At 63.9% G+C, this 15,611-nt stretch carries 13 protein-coding genes; 10 read left to right on the plus strand and 3 right to left on the minus strand.

Translation table 11 applies throughout. The features are described from left to right. Window positions 1–232: 232 nt before the first annotated feature. The 7 genes from ACN8M7_RS14235 to ACN8M7_RS14265 all read left to right on the plus strand — a co-directional run bounded on the left by ACN8M7_RS14235 (window position 233) and on the right by ACN8M7_RS14265 (window position 9,020). Window positions 233–1,747, plus strand: coding sequence for an amino acid ABC transporter permease/ATP-binding protein (locus ACN8M7_RS14235; protein WP_490261170.1), 1,515 nt, complete (start codon window positions 233–235; stop codon window positions 1,745–1,747). Further along, a complete protein-coding gene (locus ACN8M7_RS14240; RefSeq protein WP_061239796.1) occupies window positions 1,744–2,466 on the plus strand; it encodes a class II aldolase/adducin family protein in 723 nt (240 codons plus the stop codon). Before ACN8M7_RS14235 ends, ACN8M7_RS14240 begins: the two co-directional genes overlap by 4 nt. Window positions 2,467–2,612: 146 nt before the next feature. Then, entirely contained in the window at window positions 2,613–3,572 is a 960-nt protein-coding gene (gene speB, locus ACN8M7_RS14245; RefSeq protein WP_490261171.1) for an agmatinase, read from the plus strand. Window positions 3,573–3,648: 76 nt separating this feature from the next. Continuing rightward, window positions 3,649–5,055: a YjiH family protein gene (locus ACN8M7_RS14250; protein ID WP_490261172.1), complete on the plus strand. Its 1,407-nt coding sequence runs from the start codon at window positions 3,649–3,651 to the stop codon at window positions 5,053–5,055. A gap of 21 nt (window positions 5,056–5,076) precedes the next feature. Then, on the plus strand, window positions 5,077–6,678 hold the full coding sequence (locus ACN8M7_RS14255; protein WP_490261173.1) for a 5-guanidino-2-oxopentanoate decarboxylase: 1,602 nt from the start codon (window positions 5,077–5,079) through the stop codon (window positions 6,676–6,678). A 179-nt stretch (window positions 6,679–6,857) separates the two neighbouring features. Further along, complete coding sequence (locus tag ACN8M7_RS14260) at window positions 6,858–8,198, plus strand: purine-cytosine permease family protein (RefSeq protein ID WP_490261174.1); 1,341 nt, start codon at window positions 6,858–6,860, stop codon at window positions 8,196–8,198. Window positions 8,199–8,288: 90 nt separating this feature from the next. Further along, window positions 8,289–9,020 carry an MBL fold metallo-hydrolase gene (locus tag ACN8M7_RS14265; protein WP_490261175.1) on the plus strand — a complete coding sequence of 244 codons (732 nt, stop codon included), beginning with the start codon at window positions 8,289–8,291 and terminating at the stop codon, window positions 9,018–9,020. Between the two features lie 6 nt (window positions 9,021–9,026). Here the strand turns inward: ACN8M7_RS14265 and ACN8M7_RS14270 are convergent, their stop codons facing one another. Next, window positions 9,027–9,158 (minus strand): PA1414 family protein, encoded by a 132-nt coding sequence (locus tag ACN8M7_RS14270; protein ID WP_269451536.1) that lies wholly within the window; start codon window positions 9,156–9,158, stop codon window positions 9,027–9,029. Window positions 9,159–9,245: 87 nt separating this feature from the next. Beyond that, complete coding sequence (aceK, locus tag ACN8M7_RS14275) at window positions 9,246–10,964, minus strand: bifunctional isocitrate dehydrogenase kinase/phosphatase (protein ID WP_490261176.1); 1,719 nt, start codon at window positions 10,962–10,964, stop codon at window positions 9,246–9,248. Window positions 10,965–11,157: 193 nt separating this feature from the next. On the opposite strand from aceK, the gene ACN8M7_RS14280 reads away from it, so the two are divergent. Beyond that, entirely contained in the window at window positions 11,158–12,048 is an 891-nt protein-coding gene (locus tag ACN8M7_RS14280) for a DMT family transporter (protein ID WP_061239816.1), read from the plus strand. A gap of 105 nt (window positions 12,049–12,153) precedes the next feature. Here ACN8M7_RS14280 and cysK read toward each other — a convergent pair whose 3' ends face one another. Continuing rightward, a complete protein-coding gene (gene cysK, locus ACN8M7_RS14285; RefSeq protein ID WP_490261177.1) occupies window positions 12,154–13,125 on the minus strand; it encodes a cysteine synthase A in 972 nt (323 codons plus the stop codon). 204 nt (window positions 13,126–13,329) lie between these two features. Between cysK and ACN8M7_RS14290 the strand changes: the two genes are divergently transcribed. Next, a complete protein-coding gene (locus ACN8M7_RS14290) occupies window positions 13,330–14,175 on the plus strand; it encodes an AAA family ATPase (protein WP_061239823.1) in 846 nt (281 codons plus the stop codon). 176 nt (window positions 14,176–14,351) lie between these two features. Continuing rightward, window positions 14,352–15,530 (plus strand): vWA domain-containing protein, encoded by a 1,179-nt coding sequence (locus ACN8M7_RS14295; protein WP_490261178.1) that lies wholly within the window; start codon window positions 14,352–14,354, stop codon window positions 15,528–15,530. Window positions 15,531–15,611: the final 81 nt, after the last annotated feature.

Raw genomic sequence — 15,611 nt, forward strand, 5'->3', positions numbered from 1 at the left:
GTGAACAAGGATTCCTGAGTGATATCGGCGCCACGCATGGAAATCGGGGTTCCCGGCAGATTGGAGCCGATATCGTAAACCTTACGCCGCAAAGCCAGACAGGGCGTAGGCGAATTTCAACAGGCTGCTATGGCTCACCCACGGGCGCTGCATGGCATAACCGCTTCACCCCGCTGGCCGTTAATCGCTTCGGCCAGCGGCCTTTTTTCGGTTTGATTCGCAGGTGCCCCATATGCCGTTCGAATGGAGCTATTTCTTCTCCCTGTTTTCCATGCCGGCCTTCTGGGCCGCGTGCTGGACGGTGGTAAAACTCAGCAGCCTGGCCTGGTTGCTCGGCCTGGTACTGGGCTTTGGGCTGGCCAGTGCCAAGCAGGCCAGCAGCCGCTGGCTCAGCGCGCCGGCAGCAACCTACGTCTGGTTCTTTCGCAGCGTGCCGCTGCTGGTACTGCTGATCTTCGTCTACAACCTGCCGCAGCTCGTCCCGGCCAGCGGCAAGGTGCTGTCCAACCCGTTCTACGCCGGCCTGTTCGCCCTGGTGCTGACCGAAGCGGCGTACATGGCGGAGATTCATCGCGGCGGCCTGCTTTCGGTGGCCAAAGGTCAACGCGAGGCTGTCCGTGCGCTGGGCATCGGCCGACTCGGCGCGCAACGCCTGATCGTGGTGCCGCAGGCCTTCCGCATCGCCCTGCCGACCCTGACCAACGAGTACGTCACCATCGTCAAGCTGACCTCGCTGGTCTCGGTGATCTCCCTCAGCGAGCTGCTGCTGGTCGGCCAGCGTCTCTATGCGCAGAACTTCCTGGTGCTGGAAACCCTCGGCGCCGTGGCCGTGTACTACGTGCTGATCGTCAGCCTGTTCGGCTGGGGCCTGCAGTATCTGGAACGCCATCTCGACCTGGCCCGGCGCAAACCCGACACCCTCGCTGACGCCCAGGTGACCGAGCTGCGCAGCAGCCTGCCAGCGGTGAGCGCCGGCAGCCGCCAGGCTCGTCAGCCCGGCGCACCGGCGGCGCTGCACCTGAGCAACATCCACAAGCACTATGGCAACCACCACGTACTCAAGGGTATCGACCTCAGCGTACAACCTGGCGAGGTGATCGCCATCATCGGCCCGTCCGGCTCCGGCAAGACCTCGCTGATTCGCACGGTCAACGGCCTGGAAAGCATCGACGAAGGCGAGATCGTGCTGTTCGGCGAAAGCTTCATCCTGGCCGGCGACCGCCCCGAGAACCGCCGCCAGCGCGAAGGCGTGCGGCGCATCGGCATGGTGTTCCAGAGCTTCAACCTGTTCCCCCATCGCACCATCGCCGACAACGTGCTGCTCGCGCCGCGCTACCACGGCCTGGGCGATACTGCCGAACTGCGTCGCCAGGCCCTGGTGCTGCTGGACAAGGTCGGCCTGCTGGCCCACGCCGACAAGTACCCGCACCAGCTGTCCGGCGGCCAGCAGCAGCGTGTGGCCATCGCCCGCGCCCTGGCGATGAAGCCGGACATCATGCTGTTCGACGAGCCCACCTCGGCGCTCGACCCGGAACTGGTCGGCGACGTGCTCGCGGTGATCCGCGACCTGGCCCGCGAAGGCATGACCATGCTGATCGTCACCCACGAGATGGACTTCGCCCTGTCGATTTCCGACCGCGTGCTGTTCATGGAAAACGGCCAGGTTCAGCTCGACGCCTCGCCCGAGGCCATCCGCACCGGCAACCACCAACGCGTACGCCGCTTCATTGGCCTGGAGAACGCATGAACGACATCGCCACCCTGCGCCGCGACCTGGCCGCGGCCTATCGCCTGGCTGCCCTGTTCGGTTGGGACGACACCCTCTACACGCACTTTTCCGTGCGCCTGCCGGGCGACGGCGAGCCGCGCTTTCTGATCAACCCGTTCGGCCTGTTCTTCGAGGAGATTCGCGCCAGCGATCTGATCGTGGTGGACATGCACGGTCAGGTGGTCGAGGGCCACGCCGACTACAACGTCGCCGGCTTCACCATCCACAGCGCCGTGCACATGGCCCGCGACGATGCCCACTGCGTGATCCACACCCACACGCTGGCAGGCATGGCAGTGGCCGCGCAGGATTCCGGCCTGCTGCAGCTCAACCAGATCAGCACCGAGTTCCACGGACGCCTGGGCTACCACGCCTATGAAGGCGTGGCGCTGGATCTGGACGAACGCACGCGCATCCAGGCCTCGCTGGGCGACAACATCGCCCTGCTGCTGCGCCACCATGGCCTGCTCAGCGTCGGCACCAGCGTCGCCGATGCCTTCTATGTCATGCATTACCTGAACCGCGCCTGCGAGATCCAGCTTGCCGCCACCGGCGCTGGCCAGCCGTGCAGCGAGATTCCCACGCACCTGGCGCAGCACGCCTGCGAGCAGTTGCAGGGCGCCGAATGGCAGCGCCAGCTGCTGTGGCAGGCCTGGTTGCGCAAGCTCGATCGCCTCGACCCCAGCTACCGCGACTGATGAGCACACCCTGCCAACCCTTATGAACCGGGGCTTACAGCCTTACTTCAAACAATCCTGAAGTAAGTTTTTGCCCCAGCCGATTTTTCCCAGCGCCTGGCCGGTCAAGACTCCGGCCACAACCAGAACGAGCCTGAGGCCTAGCCATGGACAAGACCTTCCACCAGCCCCTGGGCGGCAATGAGATGCCGCGCTTCGGCGGCATCGCCACCATGATGCGCCTGCCGCATATCCAGAGCCCCGAGGAAAAGCGCCAGCTCGACGTCGCCTTCGTCGGCGTGCCGCTGGACATCGGCACTTCGCTGCGCTCCGGCACCCGCTTCGGCCCGCGCGAGATCCGCGCCCAGTCGGTAATGATCCGCCCCTACAACATGGCCACCGGCGCCGCGCCGTTCGACTCGCTGAACGTGGCCGACATCGGCGATGTGGCGATCAACACCTTCAACCTGCTCGACGCCGTGCGCATCATCGAAGAGGCCTACGACGAGATCGCCGAACTCGGCATCAAGCCACTGACCCTGGGCGGCGACCACACCATCACCCTGCCGATCCTGCGCGCGCTGCACAGGAAACACGGAAAGATCGGCCTGGTGCACATCGACGCCCACGCCGATGTGAACGACCATATGTTCGGCGAGAAGATCGCCCACGGCACCACCTTCCGCCGCGCCCAGGAGGAAGGCCTGCTCGACAGCGAGCGCGTGGTGCAGATCGGCCTGCGTGCCCAGGGCTACACCGCCGAGGACTTCAACTGGAGCCGCAAGCAGGGCTTTCGCGTGGTGCAGGCCGAAGAGTGCTGGCACCAGTCGCTGGCACCGCTGATGGCCGAGGTGCGCGAGCAGGTCGGCGGCGGCCCGGTGTACCTGTCCTTCGACATCGACGGCATCGACCCGGCCTGGGCGCCCGGTACCGGCACCCCGGAAATCGGCGGGCTGACCACCATCCAGGCCATGGAGATCATCCGCGGTTGCGCGGGCCTGGATCTGATCGGCGGCGACCTGGTCGAGGTCTCACCGCCCTACGACACCACCGGCAACACCTCGCTGCTCGGCGCCAACCTGCTGTACGAAATGCTCTGCGTGCTGCCGGGGGTTCAGCACCGCTGACCCAAGGTTTGCCAACCCGTTCGGGTGTCCTCGAAGACACCCGAAACATCCATACAACAACAATTAGGGTGCCCTGATGAATCGAGAAGACGCTGCCACGACACTGGACAAGCAGCCACCAGCCAACGCCCCGGCCACGCGGCCCTACGACCTGCGCCAGTTTCTGATCTTCCTGATCCCTTCCCTGCTCGGCGTGCTGCTGTTTCTCACCCCCATCGTCTATGAGGAGAAGGTGACCATCGGCCTCGGCGTCATGGCCGATGCGCTCAAGGCCGCCACCAGCGACCACCTGCCCGCCATCGCCACAGCGCTGCTGATCCTCTCGGCAGTGCTGGGCGTATTCGCTAGCCTGCTCAAGCCGCGCTGGATTACCGAACGCCGCGCGCTCGATGACCTGTTCAACCTTCACCCGCTATGGCTCGGCCTGCGTGTGGTCGGCGCGCTGTTCGCAGCGATGACCTTCTGGCAGTTCGGCCCTGAGTGGGTCTGGAGCGCCAATACCGGCGGCGTGGTACTGAAAGACCTGGCGCCGGTACTGATCACCTTCTTCCTGGTCGCCGGGCTGATTCTGCCGCTACTCACCGACTACGGTTTGATGGAGTTCTGCGGCACCCTGGTGCGCAACGTGTTCCGCAAGATCTTCGGCCTGCCGGGACGCTCGGCCATCGACGCCATCGCCAGTTGGCTCGGCTCTGGCACCGTCGGTGTGCTGATCACCGCCCAGCAGTATCAGAAGGGCTTCTACAGCGCCCGCGAAGCAGCGGTGATCGCCACCAACTTCTCCATCGCCTCGATTGCCTTCAGCCTGCTGATCACCAGCTTCATGAAGCTCGACCATCTGTTCGTGCCCTTCTACCTGACCGTGGTGGTCGCCGGCCTCGCCGCTGCCATCATCACCCCGCGCATTCCGCCGCTGTCGTGGAAGAAGGACGAGTACGTCGCCGGTGTCGGCAAGCAGATTCAGGAAGACGTGCCCGCCGGCACCTCGCTGCTGCGCTGGGGCCTGACTCAGGCGGTGCAGCGTGCCAATGCCAACCCGTCGCCAGCGCAGATGGTCAAGATCGGCGTGCACAACGTGGTCGACATCTGGCTCGGCCTGCTGCCGCTGGTGATGGCCATCGGCACCGTTTCCCTGGCCATCGCCGAGTTCACGCCAATCTTCAACTGGCTGTCCTACCCCCTGGTACCCCTGCTCGAAGCCCTGCAACTGCCTGAAGCCGCCAAGGCGGCGCCAGCGATGCTGGTGGGTTTCGCCGACATGTTCCTGCCGGCGGTACTGGGCAAGGGCATCGAGAGTGAGCTGACCCGTTTCGTGGTGGCCTGCGTGTCGCTGACCCAGCTCATCTACATGTCCGAAGTGGGCGTGCTGATTCTCAAGGCCAAGCTGCCGTTGAACCTGCTGGAGCTGTTCGTCATCTTCATCATCCGCACCCTGATCACCCTGCCGATCATCGCGCTGATGGCGCACTGGATCGTTGGCTGACGTCGACACAAGGACCTGACCATGACCACCTGCGGCGAATTTCTCGTCAAACAACTCGAAGCCTGGGGCGTCGACACCGTGTTCGGCATCCCCGGCGTGCATACCGTCGAGCTCTATCGCGGCCTGCCAGGGAGTGGCATCCGTCATATCACCCCGCGCCACGAACAGGGCGCCGGTTTCATGGCCGACGGCTACGCGCGAGTGAGCGGCAAGCCCGGCGTGTGCTTCATCATCACCGGCCCAGGGATGACCAATATCCTCACCGCCATGGGCCAGGCCTATGCCGACTCGATCCCGATGCTGGTGATCTCCAGCGTCAACGAGCGCCAGCGCCTCGGCCTGGGCAAGGGCTACCTGCACGAACTGCCCAACCAGCGGGCGATGACAGCCGGCGTCACCGCCTTCAGTCATACCCTGATGAGCGTCGAGGAGCTGCCCGCGGTGCTGTCTCGCGCTTTCACCGTGTTCGAGGGCGAGCGACCACGGCCGGTGCACATCGAACTGCCGCTGGACATCATCACCGCCGACGCTTCGCACATGTCCTTGGCGCCACGCCCGACGGTACGCCGCCCAGCGCCGAACCGTACCTTGATCCGCGAGGCCGCCGGGTTGCTCAAGCAGGCCGAACGCCCGCTGCTGCTGCTCGGTGGCGGCTGCGTCGGCGCCGAAGCCGAGGCGCGCGCTCTGGCTGCCGTGCTGGATGCACCGACCGCCCAGACCATCAACGCCAAGGGGTTGCTACCGCCGGGGCATCCGCTGTTGCTGGGCAGCAACCAGTCGCTGCGCCCGGTGCGCGACCTGGCGCTGGAGGCCGACGTGGTGCTGGCCATCGGCACCGAACTGGGGGAAACCGACTACGACGTGGTGTTCGACGGCGACTTCCGCCTGCCTGGCCGGCTGATCCGCATCGATATCGACGGTCAGCAGTTGCAGCGCAACTTCACCCCTCACCTGGCGATCCAGGGCGATGCGCGCCTGGCCATGCGCATGCTGTTGGCCGAGTTCGATCCCCGCCAGGCGAGCGGGAACAGCCCCGGTGCCCAGCGTACGGCTGCCGTGCAGAAACGCCTGAGCGAAGATTTCAGCGATTGGGCGCACTACCAGCAGTTGTTCGACTGCATCCTCGATGTCCTGCCCGATGCCCGCTTCGTAGGCGACTCGACGCAGACCGTGTACAGCGGCAATCACCTGGTGGAGCTGGACGGCGCACGGCGCTGGTTCAACGCCTCCACCGGCTACGGCACCCTCGGCTATGGCTTGCCGGCAGCCATCGGCGCCAAGCTGGCCGAACCGACTCGTCCGGTGATCAGCCTGATGGGCGATGGCGGCATCCAGTTCACCCTGCCCGAATTGGCCAGCGCCGTGGAAGCCCGGGTTGGCATCATCGTCCTACTGTGGAACAACGCCGGTTACGGCGAGATCAAGCGCTACATGCAGCGCCGCGATATCACCCCGATTGCCGTCGACATCTACACGCCGGATCTGCTGGCCATCGCCCGTGGCTTTGGCTGCGCCGCCGAGCGCGCGCGTGACCATGCGCACCTGGCCGAGCTGCTGCGCAGCGCGCCCGCAGACCGCCCGTTGATCATCGAAGTGCAGGAGGCCGCGCCCTTTCATCCCTGACTAGATCAATCGCGGCTAAAGCCGCTCCTACAGAAAGCTGGGTATCCCTGTGGGAGGGGCTTTAGCCGCGACATCCCCGCCCCGGATTGCATCCGGGCGACGGGCATAACCACAAGATTCAGCTGTACCACTGACTGCCGCCCACCAATACCAATAATCAAGCATCGGGGAGTCGTTCCATGTTCAAGAACCTCAGCCAGCATTTCGGCCAGGACGGCCTGGCCCCAACCGACAAGGCCCATCGCAGCCTCGGCTTTGGTGGCACCATCGCCCTGTGGCTGGGCGCCAACGTGGTGGTCACCACCATCCTTACCGGCATGCTGCTGGTGCCGGATCTGAAATTCACCCAGGCCATGCTCATCGTGCTGATCGGTTCGGGCATCGGCATCTTGCCGCTGGTGCTGGTCGGCCTGATGGGCCAGCGCAGCGGCCTCACCACCATGGTGCTGGCACGCGGCAGCTACGGCTCGCGCGGCGCCAAGCTGCCGTCGCTGGTCAACCTGCTGACCCTGCTGGCCTGGAGCTGGATTCAGGCGCTGCTGGCCGGTATGAGCCTGAACTATGCGGTGGAGCACCTGACCGGTTACTCCAACCTGCCGCTGTTCACCATCCTCTGCGAATCCCTGGTGCTGCTGATCGCCCTGCGCGGCCATCTGGGCATCGAGAAGGTCGAGCGCTGGGCGGCCATCGGCATGCTCCTGCTGGCCGGCGCGGTGTTCTACGTGATGGGGCAGAAGTTCGAGTTCGCCAGTCTGTTGGCCATGCCCACCGAACCACGCAACCAGATCACCCCCGGCATCGCCTTCGATATCGTCATCGCCACCGCCTTCTCCTGGATTCCACTGGCTGCCGACTACAACCGCAACTGCCGCAGCCAGGGCGTGGCCGGGGTCGGCACCTGGATTGGCTATGTCGCCGCCACCCTGCTGGCCATGGGCCTGGGCGCGACCGTGTCGGGCTTCTCGGTACTGACCGGCATGCAGCAGACCTACGACCCGGCCGTGCTACTGGCGGGCTTCGGCTTCGGTCTGCCGGCGGCCATCGTAGTGTTCCTCTCGGTGATGACCACCAACGTCATGTGCGTGTACAGCGCCTCGTTGTCGTACCTGAACATCAGCCCGAAGACCCCGTTCTGGAAGCCCGCCCTGTGCATCGGCGTGCTGTCGATCCTCGGCTCGCAGATCCCCGGCATTCTCGACAATTTCCAGAGCTTTCTACTGGTGATCGGCAGCGTGTTCATCCCGGCCTTCGCCGTGCTGATCGCCGACTATTTCCTGATTCACAAGGGCCAGTACGCGGTGGACGAACTGCTCAGCGAGGATGGTGGTCGTTACCGTTACCTGAATGGTTTCAACCCGGCCGCTTTCGTCGCCTACGGCCTGGGCGCCGTGCTGGCTTACTACTGGGGCTGGGTCTCGCCGCTGACCTGGGGCGCCTCGCTGCCGGTATTTTTGATCACCGCGGCCAGCTATGCGGTACTACGCCGCTGGGTGCTGGTGCCACGCGCGCAGCTGGCGTAGCGTGATGACCATTGTGGCGGGTTGCCCCCACCCTACACGCCACACGAACCTGTGGGGCGCGTACACCCGCCAATGAGGTGAGTTCCTGTCATGAAAATCGTCAGCCGAGACCGCTGGTTCGAGGTCGAGCACCGCCACGACGGCATCTGCCTGATCCACGAACCCTACGTGCGTCCCTTCTATCGCTGCAACATGTGGCATGTGCAGGGGCGCGAGCAGGACGTATTGATCGACTCAGGCTCCGGGCTGGTCAGCCTGCGCGAGCAACTGCCCTGGCTGACCGACAGGCCGCTGCTGGCGGTGGCCAGCCACTGCCACTTCGACCATATCGCCGGCCATCACGAATTCGACGAGCGCCTGGTGCACCCGGCCGAGGCCGATATCCTTGCCGCGCCGGACGGTGCCAACACCCTGGCCACTGATTTCGTCGGCGACGACATGTTCGAGGCGCACCCGGATTGCCCGCTGTGCTACGCCGAATACCGCGTAAGGGCGGCACCGGCCACGCGCCTGATCGAGGATGGTGACGTGCTGGATCTGGGTAATCGGGTATTGCAGGTGCTGCACACACCCGGTCATTCACCGGGCAGCATCAGCCTGTGGGAAGCGAGTACGCAGACGCTGTTTTCCGGCGACATCCTCTACGACGGGCCGCTGATCGAGGACGCCTACCATTCGAATGTTGAGGATTACGCGCTAAGCCTGGCGCGCCTGCGCGAACTGCCCGTACGCAGCGTGCACGGCGGGCATTTCGCGAGTTTTTCGGGGCAGCGGATGCGCGAGCTGATAGACGCCTGGTTCGACGCCCATCGGCTCACCTGATGAGTTTCAGCGACGCTGACGCGCTTCGCGGCGCAGGCGTTGCTGCTCGGCCTCGCTGATACGAATTGGCTGAGGTTGCGGGACCAGGCCAAGGGCCTGCAGCACGGCTTGCAGTTGTTCTTGCAGCTTGGCGAGCATGGGTACTACCTCCTGCCAAGTAAAGGGAAAAGCCAGTGGCTCACCTATCAGATTAGGCCGGGCAAAACGAATTTCAACCGGGCGCCGTCAAATTACCGGACTCTTGCGCCGATAGGGGAACACGTCGATCACCTTGCCTGCGCGGATCGCCTCCTGCAACTGTTTCCAGTAGTCGGCGTCATAGAGGTTGCCGTGCAGCTGGCTGAACAGCCGACGCTGCTTGATATCGGCGAACAAAAACGGCGGGAACTCCTCGGGGAATACGTCATTGGGCGCGACCGAGTACCAGGGTTCGGCGCTCATCTCGTCCTCGGGGAAACGCGGCGGCGGGATGCGCCGGAAATTCACCTCGGTGAGAAAGCAGATCTCGTCATAGTCGTAGAACACCACGCGACCATGGCGGGTAACGCCGAAGTTTTTCAGCAGCATGTCCCCGGGGAAGATATTGGCCGCGGCCAGCTGCTTGATGGCCAGGCCGTAGTCATCCAGCGCCTCACGCACCTGCGCCTCGTTGGCACTTTCCAGATAGAGGTTGAGTGGCGTCATGCGCCGCTCGGTCCAGCAATGGCGCACCAGCACGGTGTCGCCCTCCACCACCACGGTCGAGGGCGCCACTTCCAGCAGCTCGGCCAGACACTCGGGCTCGAACTTGGCCTTGGGGAAGCGGAAATCGGCGAATTCCTGGGTATCGGCCATGCGCCCTACGCGGTCGACGCTTTTCACCAGCCGGTACTTCTCGATCACCGTGTTGCGATCCACCGTCTTGGCGTGGGCGAAACGGTCCTTGATGATCTTGAACACGGTGTTGAAGCCCGGCAGGGTGAACACGCTCATGACCATGCCGCGCACGCCGGGCGCCATGATGAAGCGGTCGTCGGTGCTGGCCAGGTGGCCGATCAGCGAGCGGTAGAACTCGCTCTTGCCGTGCTTGTAGAAACCGATCGAGGTGTACAGCTCGGCGATGTGCTTGCCCGGCAGGATGCGCTTGAGAAAACCGATGAACTCGGCCGGGATGGCCACGTCCACCATGAAATAGCTGCGGGTGAAGGAGAAGATGATCGACACCTCCGCCTCGTCGGTGATCGCCGCATCGGCCTGGATGCCCTGCCCTTCACGGTGCAGCAGCGGGATCGCCAGCGGCCATTGCTCCTCGCGGTTGTAGATACGCCCGATCAGGTAGGCGCCCTTGTTGCGATACAGCACCGAGGAGAAGAGTTCGATGCACAGCTGCGGATCCTTGCACACCCAGTCCGGCAGGCTGGCACGCAACTGCTCTTCGAGACGCTGCAGGTCACGCGGCAGATCCTCGTAGGATGCGTCGAAACGGTAGTCGTCGAAGATCGCCTGCAGTGCCGAGTGCAGTTCTGCGGCCGGGCGATAGCTGCGCGTTTGCGCCGCGCCGGGCTGGTTGCGCAAGGACGGTCGCGTGGTGTGGATAAACATGCAGCCATCGCTGATCTGGTCGTGGCTGAACAGGCTGCAGAAGATCGAGTTGAACCAGGTTTCCGCCAGCTCGTCGTCGAAACGCAGGTCGATCAGAGCAATGTAGGCACTTTTGACCAGCGGCCACTGCCCCACGTCCAGCAACGAAGCATCGAAGCCCTGCAGCAGGCGCTCGCGGGTTTGCGCGACCTGTTCCTCGTACAGGTTGATGCGCGCCGCCGAGGCCTGCTGCGCCTCCTGCCATTGCGCCTGCTCGAAGCGCACGCGGGCGCCATCGGTGATCTGGCGAAAGTGCTCGCGGTAGTCATCGAAGCCCTCGAGGATTAGCTGAGCGATCGTGCCAGCCGACCAGTGCTGTCCCATTACCCATGCCTCGTCCGCCATGATCAGCCGAGCTTAGCCGACAACGCACGGCTGGATACAATCGGGGTTCGCCAGTCGCGGCTAAAGCCCCTCCCACGCGCACCCCTGCGCAGACATTCAAAAGCGCAATGCGGATTGCCAGAACCCCATCGAGCGGCAACACTCTGCGCCCCACCCTGCCGGATGTTTCGCCTTGCGTACCGCCGATCTGCTCCGCCTGTTGCTGCTTGCCGCCATCTGGGGCGCCAGCTTCCTGTTCATGCGCGTTGCCGCGCCCGTGCTGGGCAGCATGCCGACGGCGTTCTTCCGCGCCAGCTTCGGCGTACTGGGCTTGCTCGCGCTGCTTTTGCTGCTGCGCTGCGACTGGGACTTTCGCGGCAAACTGCGTATCTGCATGGGCTTGGGCGTGATCAATGCCGGTCTGCCCTCGGCCATGTACTGCCTGGCAGCGTTGATCCTGCCGGCCGGTTATTCGGCAATCTTCAACGCCACCACGCCGTTGATGGGCGTTTTGATCGGTGCGCTGTTCTTTCATGAGGGCATCACCCCAAGCAAGGCGGCGGGCGTGTTCCTGGGTTTGCTCGGGGTGGCCGTACTGACCCGCACCGGCCCGGTGGCCTTCGACATGCAACTGCTGCTCGGCGCGGGTGCCTGCCTGGTGGCGACCACCTGCTACGGCTTCGCCGGCTTTCTCACCCGGCGCTGGATCGGCCAGCAGGGTGGTCTGGACAACCGCCTGACCGCCTTCGCCAGCCTGGCGGGTGCCAGCCTGTTCCTGCTGCCGCTATTTGCCGGCAGCCTGGTGCTGCAACCACCAGCAAGCTGGGGCGGTATCGAGGTGTGGCTGTCGCTGGCGGGTCTCGGCCTGGTCTGCACGGCGTTCGCCTACGTGCTGTACTTTCGTCTGCTGGCCGATATCGGGCCGATCAAGGCCAGCACCACCACCTTCCTCATCCCGCCGTTCGGCGTGCTGTGGGGCGCGCTGCTGCTGGACGAGCCGCTGAGCTGGGACTACCTGCCCGGCTGCGTGCTGATCGCCCTGGCGCTGTGGCTGGTGGTCAGGCCAAGTGTGAACAGAACGTAGCCCGGATGTGCTCCGGGAGACAGGGACGTAGGGTGGATCGCGCTTTATCGATCCACCAAAGCGGTGGATGTGAAAAGCAACATCCACCCTACGCCTGCAACCGCCTTACTGCTGCAGCTCCTGTTCGGTGAACATATCGCTGAACAGCATGCTCGACAGGTAGCGTTCACCGGAATCCGGCAGGATCACCACAATGGTCTTGCCCTGCATTTCCGGCTTCTCCGCCAGACGCACCGCCGCCATCATCGCCGCACCACAGGAAATCCCGCAGAGGATGCCTTCCTCGCGCATCAGGCGCAGGGCCATGGACTTGGCATCGTCATCGTTGACCAGTTCGACCTGATCGACCATCGCCAGGTCGAGGTTCTTCGGCACGAAACCGGCGCCAATGCCCTGGATCTTGTGCGGAGCCGGTTTGACCTCGTCACCGGCCAGGGTCTGGCTGATCACCGGCGAGCCCACCGGCTCCACCGCCACCGAGAGGATCGGCTTGCCCTGGGTCTGCTTGATGTAGCGCGAGATACCAGTGATGGTGCCGCCTGTACCGACACCGGCGACCAGCACGTCGATGGCGCCGTCAGTGTCGCGCCAGATCTCAGGGCCGGTGGTCTTTTCGTGGATGGCCGGGTTGGCCGGGTTCTCGAACTGCTGCGGCAGGTAGTAGTCAGGGTTGGCAGCGACCAGCTCATTGGCTTTCTCGATCGCGCCCTTCATGCCCTTGGCCGGTTCGGTCAGCACCAGTTCGGCGCCGAGGGCCTTGAGCACCTTGCGTCGCTCCAGGCTCATGGAAGCCGGCATGGTCAGCACCAGCTTGTAGCCGCGCGCAGCGGCGACGAAGGCCAGGCCGATGCCGGTGTTGCCGGAGGTCGGCTCGACGATGGTCATGCCCGGCTTGAGCACACCGCGCTCCTCGGCATCCCAGATCATGTTGGCGCCGATGCGGCATTTGACCGAATACGCCGGGTTACGCCCTTCGATCTTGGCCAGGATGGTCACGCCTTTCGGGCCCAGACGGTTGATCATCACCAGCGGCGTGTTGCCGATGGCCTGGGCGTTGTCTGCGAAGATACGACTCATGACGGAAGTCCTTGCGGGCAGGAAAAACCCCAAGCCTATGCCGCCGCCCGCTGGCCGTCCAGCCGGCAGACCGAAAGCTGGGTGACACGCCATTCAGTGACTGAATACCGTGTCTGCGTTCACAGCCACCTGAGCGGCGCGTTATAGTCGCGCTCTGAATTTGTGCAGCGGGCCGGCCCGCGCTATCGCTCCGAGGATTTTCCGATGAAGTTCGAAGGTACCCAGTCCTACGTCGCCACCGACGACCTCAAGCTCGCGGTCAACGCCGCCATCACCCTGCAGCGCCCGTTGCTGGTCAAGGGTGAGCCGGGCACCGGCAAGACCATGCTCGCCGAGCAACTGTCTGAGGCCTTCGGCGCCAAGCTGATCACCTGGCACATCAAATCCACCACCAAGGCGCATCAGGGCCTCTACGAATACGATGCGGTCAGCCGCCTGCGCGACTCGCAGCTCGATTCCGACAAGGTTCACGACGTTCGCAACTACATCAAGAAAGGCAAGCTGTGGGAGGCGTTCGAGTCCGACGAGCGCGTGATCCTATTGATCGACGAGATCGACAAGGCCGACATCGAATTCCCCAACGACCTGTTGCAGGAACTCGACAAGATGGAGTTCTACGTTTACGAGACCGACGAGACGATCAAGGCCAAGCAGCGCCCGATCATCATCATCACCTCGAACAACGAGAAAGAACTGCCGGACGCCTTCCTGCGCCGCTGCTTCTTCCACTACATCGCCTTCCCCGATCGCGACACCCTGAAGAAGATCGTCGACGTGCACTACCCCAACATCAGCGGCGAGCTGGTGGCCGAGGCGCTGGACGTGTTCTTCGACGTGCGCAAGGTGCCGGGCCTTAAGAAGAAGCCTTCGACCAGCGAACTGGTGGACTGGCTCAAGCTGCTGATGGCCGACAACATCGGCGAAGCCGTGCTGCGCGAACGCGATCCGACCAAGGCCATCCCGCCGCTGGCCGGTGCACTGGTGAAGAACGAGCAGGATGTGCAGTTGCTCGAGCGCCTGGCCTTCATGACCCGCCGCGCCTCTCGGTAGACATCGGGCGGCTGCGCGTCGGCCAGGCGGCGTTGAGAGCAGGCTCGCAATGCTCATGTACAAAAGTACATTGCGCTTGCTCGCCTGCTCTCGCCTTGCCTGACTCTAGCTCGCTCGCCCTTCCTCTGGTGCGGGCAGTGGCCACAGGCAGTCACAGACTTTCATGAGGGCATAGCATGCTGCTCAACCTATTCAACGAAATGCGCGCGGCCAAGGTGCCGGTGTCGGTGCGCGAGTTGCTCGACCTGATCAACGCGCTCAAGCACAACGTCGTGTTCGCCGACATGGACGAGTTCTATTACCTGGCGCGCGCGATCCTGGTCAAAGACGAACGTCACTTCGACAAGTTCGACCGTGCCTTCGGCGCCTACTTCAAGGGCCTGGAAAACCTCAACCAACACATCGAGGCGATGATTCCCGAGGAGTGGCTGCGCAAGGAATTCGAGCGCCTGCTCAGCGATGAAGAGAAAGCGCAGATCCAGAGCCTCGGCGGCCTCGACAAGCTGATCGAGGAGTTCAAGAAACGCCTCGAGGAGCAGAAGGAAAAACACGCCGGCGGCAACAAGTGGATCGGCACCGGCGGCACCAGCCCGTTCGGCTCCGGCGGCTACAACCCCGAAGGCATCCGCGTCGGCGATGCCGGCAAGCGCCAGGGCAAGGCCGCCAAGGTGTGGGATCAGCGCGAGTACAAGAACCTCGACGATCAGGTCGAACTGGGCACGCGCAACATCAAGGTGGCGCTGCGTCGCCTGCGCAAATTCGCCCGCCAGGGCGCGGCCGAAGAGCTCGATTTGGACGGCACCATCGACCACACCGCCAAAGACGGCGGCCTGCTCAATATCCAGATGCGTCCGGAGCGGCGCAACACGGTCAAGCTCCTGCTGCTGCTGGACATCGGCGGCTCGATGGACGCCCACGTAAAGGTCTGCGAGGAGCTGTTCTCGGCCTGCAAGACCGAGTTCAAGCATCTGGAATACTTCTACTTCCACAACTTCATCTACGAGAGCGTGTGGAAGAACAACATGCGCCGCACCAGCGAACGCACCTCGACCCTGGACCTGTTGCACAAGTACGGCGCCGACTACAAGGTGGTGTTCGTCGGCGACGCGGCCATGGCGCCCTACGAGATCACCCAGGCCGGCGGCAGCGTCGAGCACTGGAACGAGGAAGCCGGTTACGTCTGGATGAAGCGCTTCACCGAGAAGTTCAAGAAGATCATCTGGATCAACCCCTACCCCAAGGACACCTGGAACTACACCGCCTCCACCGGCCTGGTACGCGAACTGGTCGAAGATCGCATGTACCCGCTGACCCTGCAGGGCCTGGAAGACGGCATGAAGTACCTGTCCAAGTAAGCCCGCCGCCACGAAAAACGCCGCGAACCCTGCAGAGGATTCGCGGCGTTTCTGTAACCCGGATGCAATCCGGGAAATCTC

It is taken from the genome of Pseudomonas spartinae (assembly GCF_965197125.1).
Lineage (GTDB): Bacteria > Pseudomonadota > Gammaproteobacteria > Pseudomonadales > Pseudomonadaceae > Aquipseudomonas > Aquipseudomonas composti_A.

Excerpts from the sequence above, each read along its gene's own strand:
- speB (WP_490261171.1), top strand. The coding sequence starts at position 2,613 with ATGGACAAGACCTTCCACCAGCCCCTGGGCGGCAATGAGATGCCGCGC.
- ACN8M7_RS14235 (WP_490261170.1), top strand. The coding sequence starts at position 233 with ATGCCGTTCGAATGGAGCTATTTCTTCTCCCTGTTTTCCATGCCGGCC.
- ACN8M7_RS14240 (WP_061239796.1), top strand. The coding sequence starts at position 1,744 with ATGAACGACATCGCCACCCTGCGCCGCGACCTGGCCGCGGCCTATCGC.
- aceK (WP_490261176.1), bottom strand. The coding sequence starts at position 10,964 with ATGGGACAGCACTGGTCGGCTGGCACGATCGCTCAGCTAATCCTCGAG.
- ACN8M7_RS14250 (WP_490261172.1), top strand. The coding sequence starts at position 3,649 with ATGAATCGAGAAGACGCTGCCACGACACTGGACAAGCAGCCACCAGCC.
- ACN8M7_RS14265 (WP_490261175.1), top strand. The coding sequence starts at position 8,289 with ATGAAAATCGTCAGCCGAGACCGCTGGTTCGAGGTCGAGCACCGCCAC.
- ACN8M7_RS14290 (WP_061239823.1), top strand. The coding sequence starts at position 13,330 with ATGAAGTTCGAAGGTACCCAGTCCTACGTCGCCACCGACGACCTCAAG.
- ACN8M7_RS14270 (WP_269451536.1), bottom strand. The coding sequence starts at position 9,158 with ATGCTCGCCAAGCTGCAAGAACAACTGCAAGCCGTGCTGCAGGCCCTT.
- ACN8M7_RS14255 (WP_490261173.1), top strand. The coding sequence starts at position 5,077 with ATGACCACCTGCGGCGAATTTCTCGTCAAACAACTCGAAGCCTGGGGC.
- ACN8M7_RS14295 (WP_490261178.1), top strand. The coding sequence starts at position 14,352 with ATGCTGCTCAACCTATTCAACGAAATGCGCGCGGCCAAGGTGCCGGTG.
- ACN8M7_RS14260 (WP_490261174.1), top strand. The coding sequence starts at position 6,858 with ATGTTCAAGAACCTCAGCCAGCATTTCGGCCAGGACGGCCTGGCCCCA.
- cysK (WP_490261177.1), bottom strand. The coding sequence starts at position 13,125 with ATGAGTCGTATCTTCGCAGACAACGCCCAGGCCATCGGCAACACGCCG.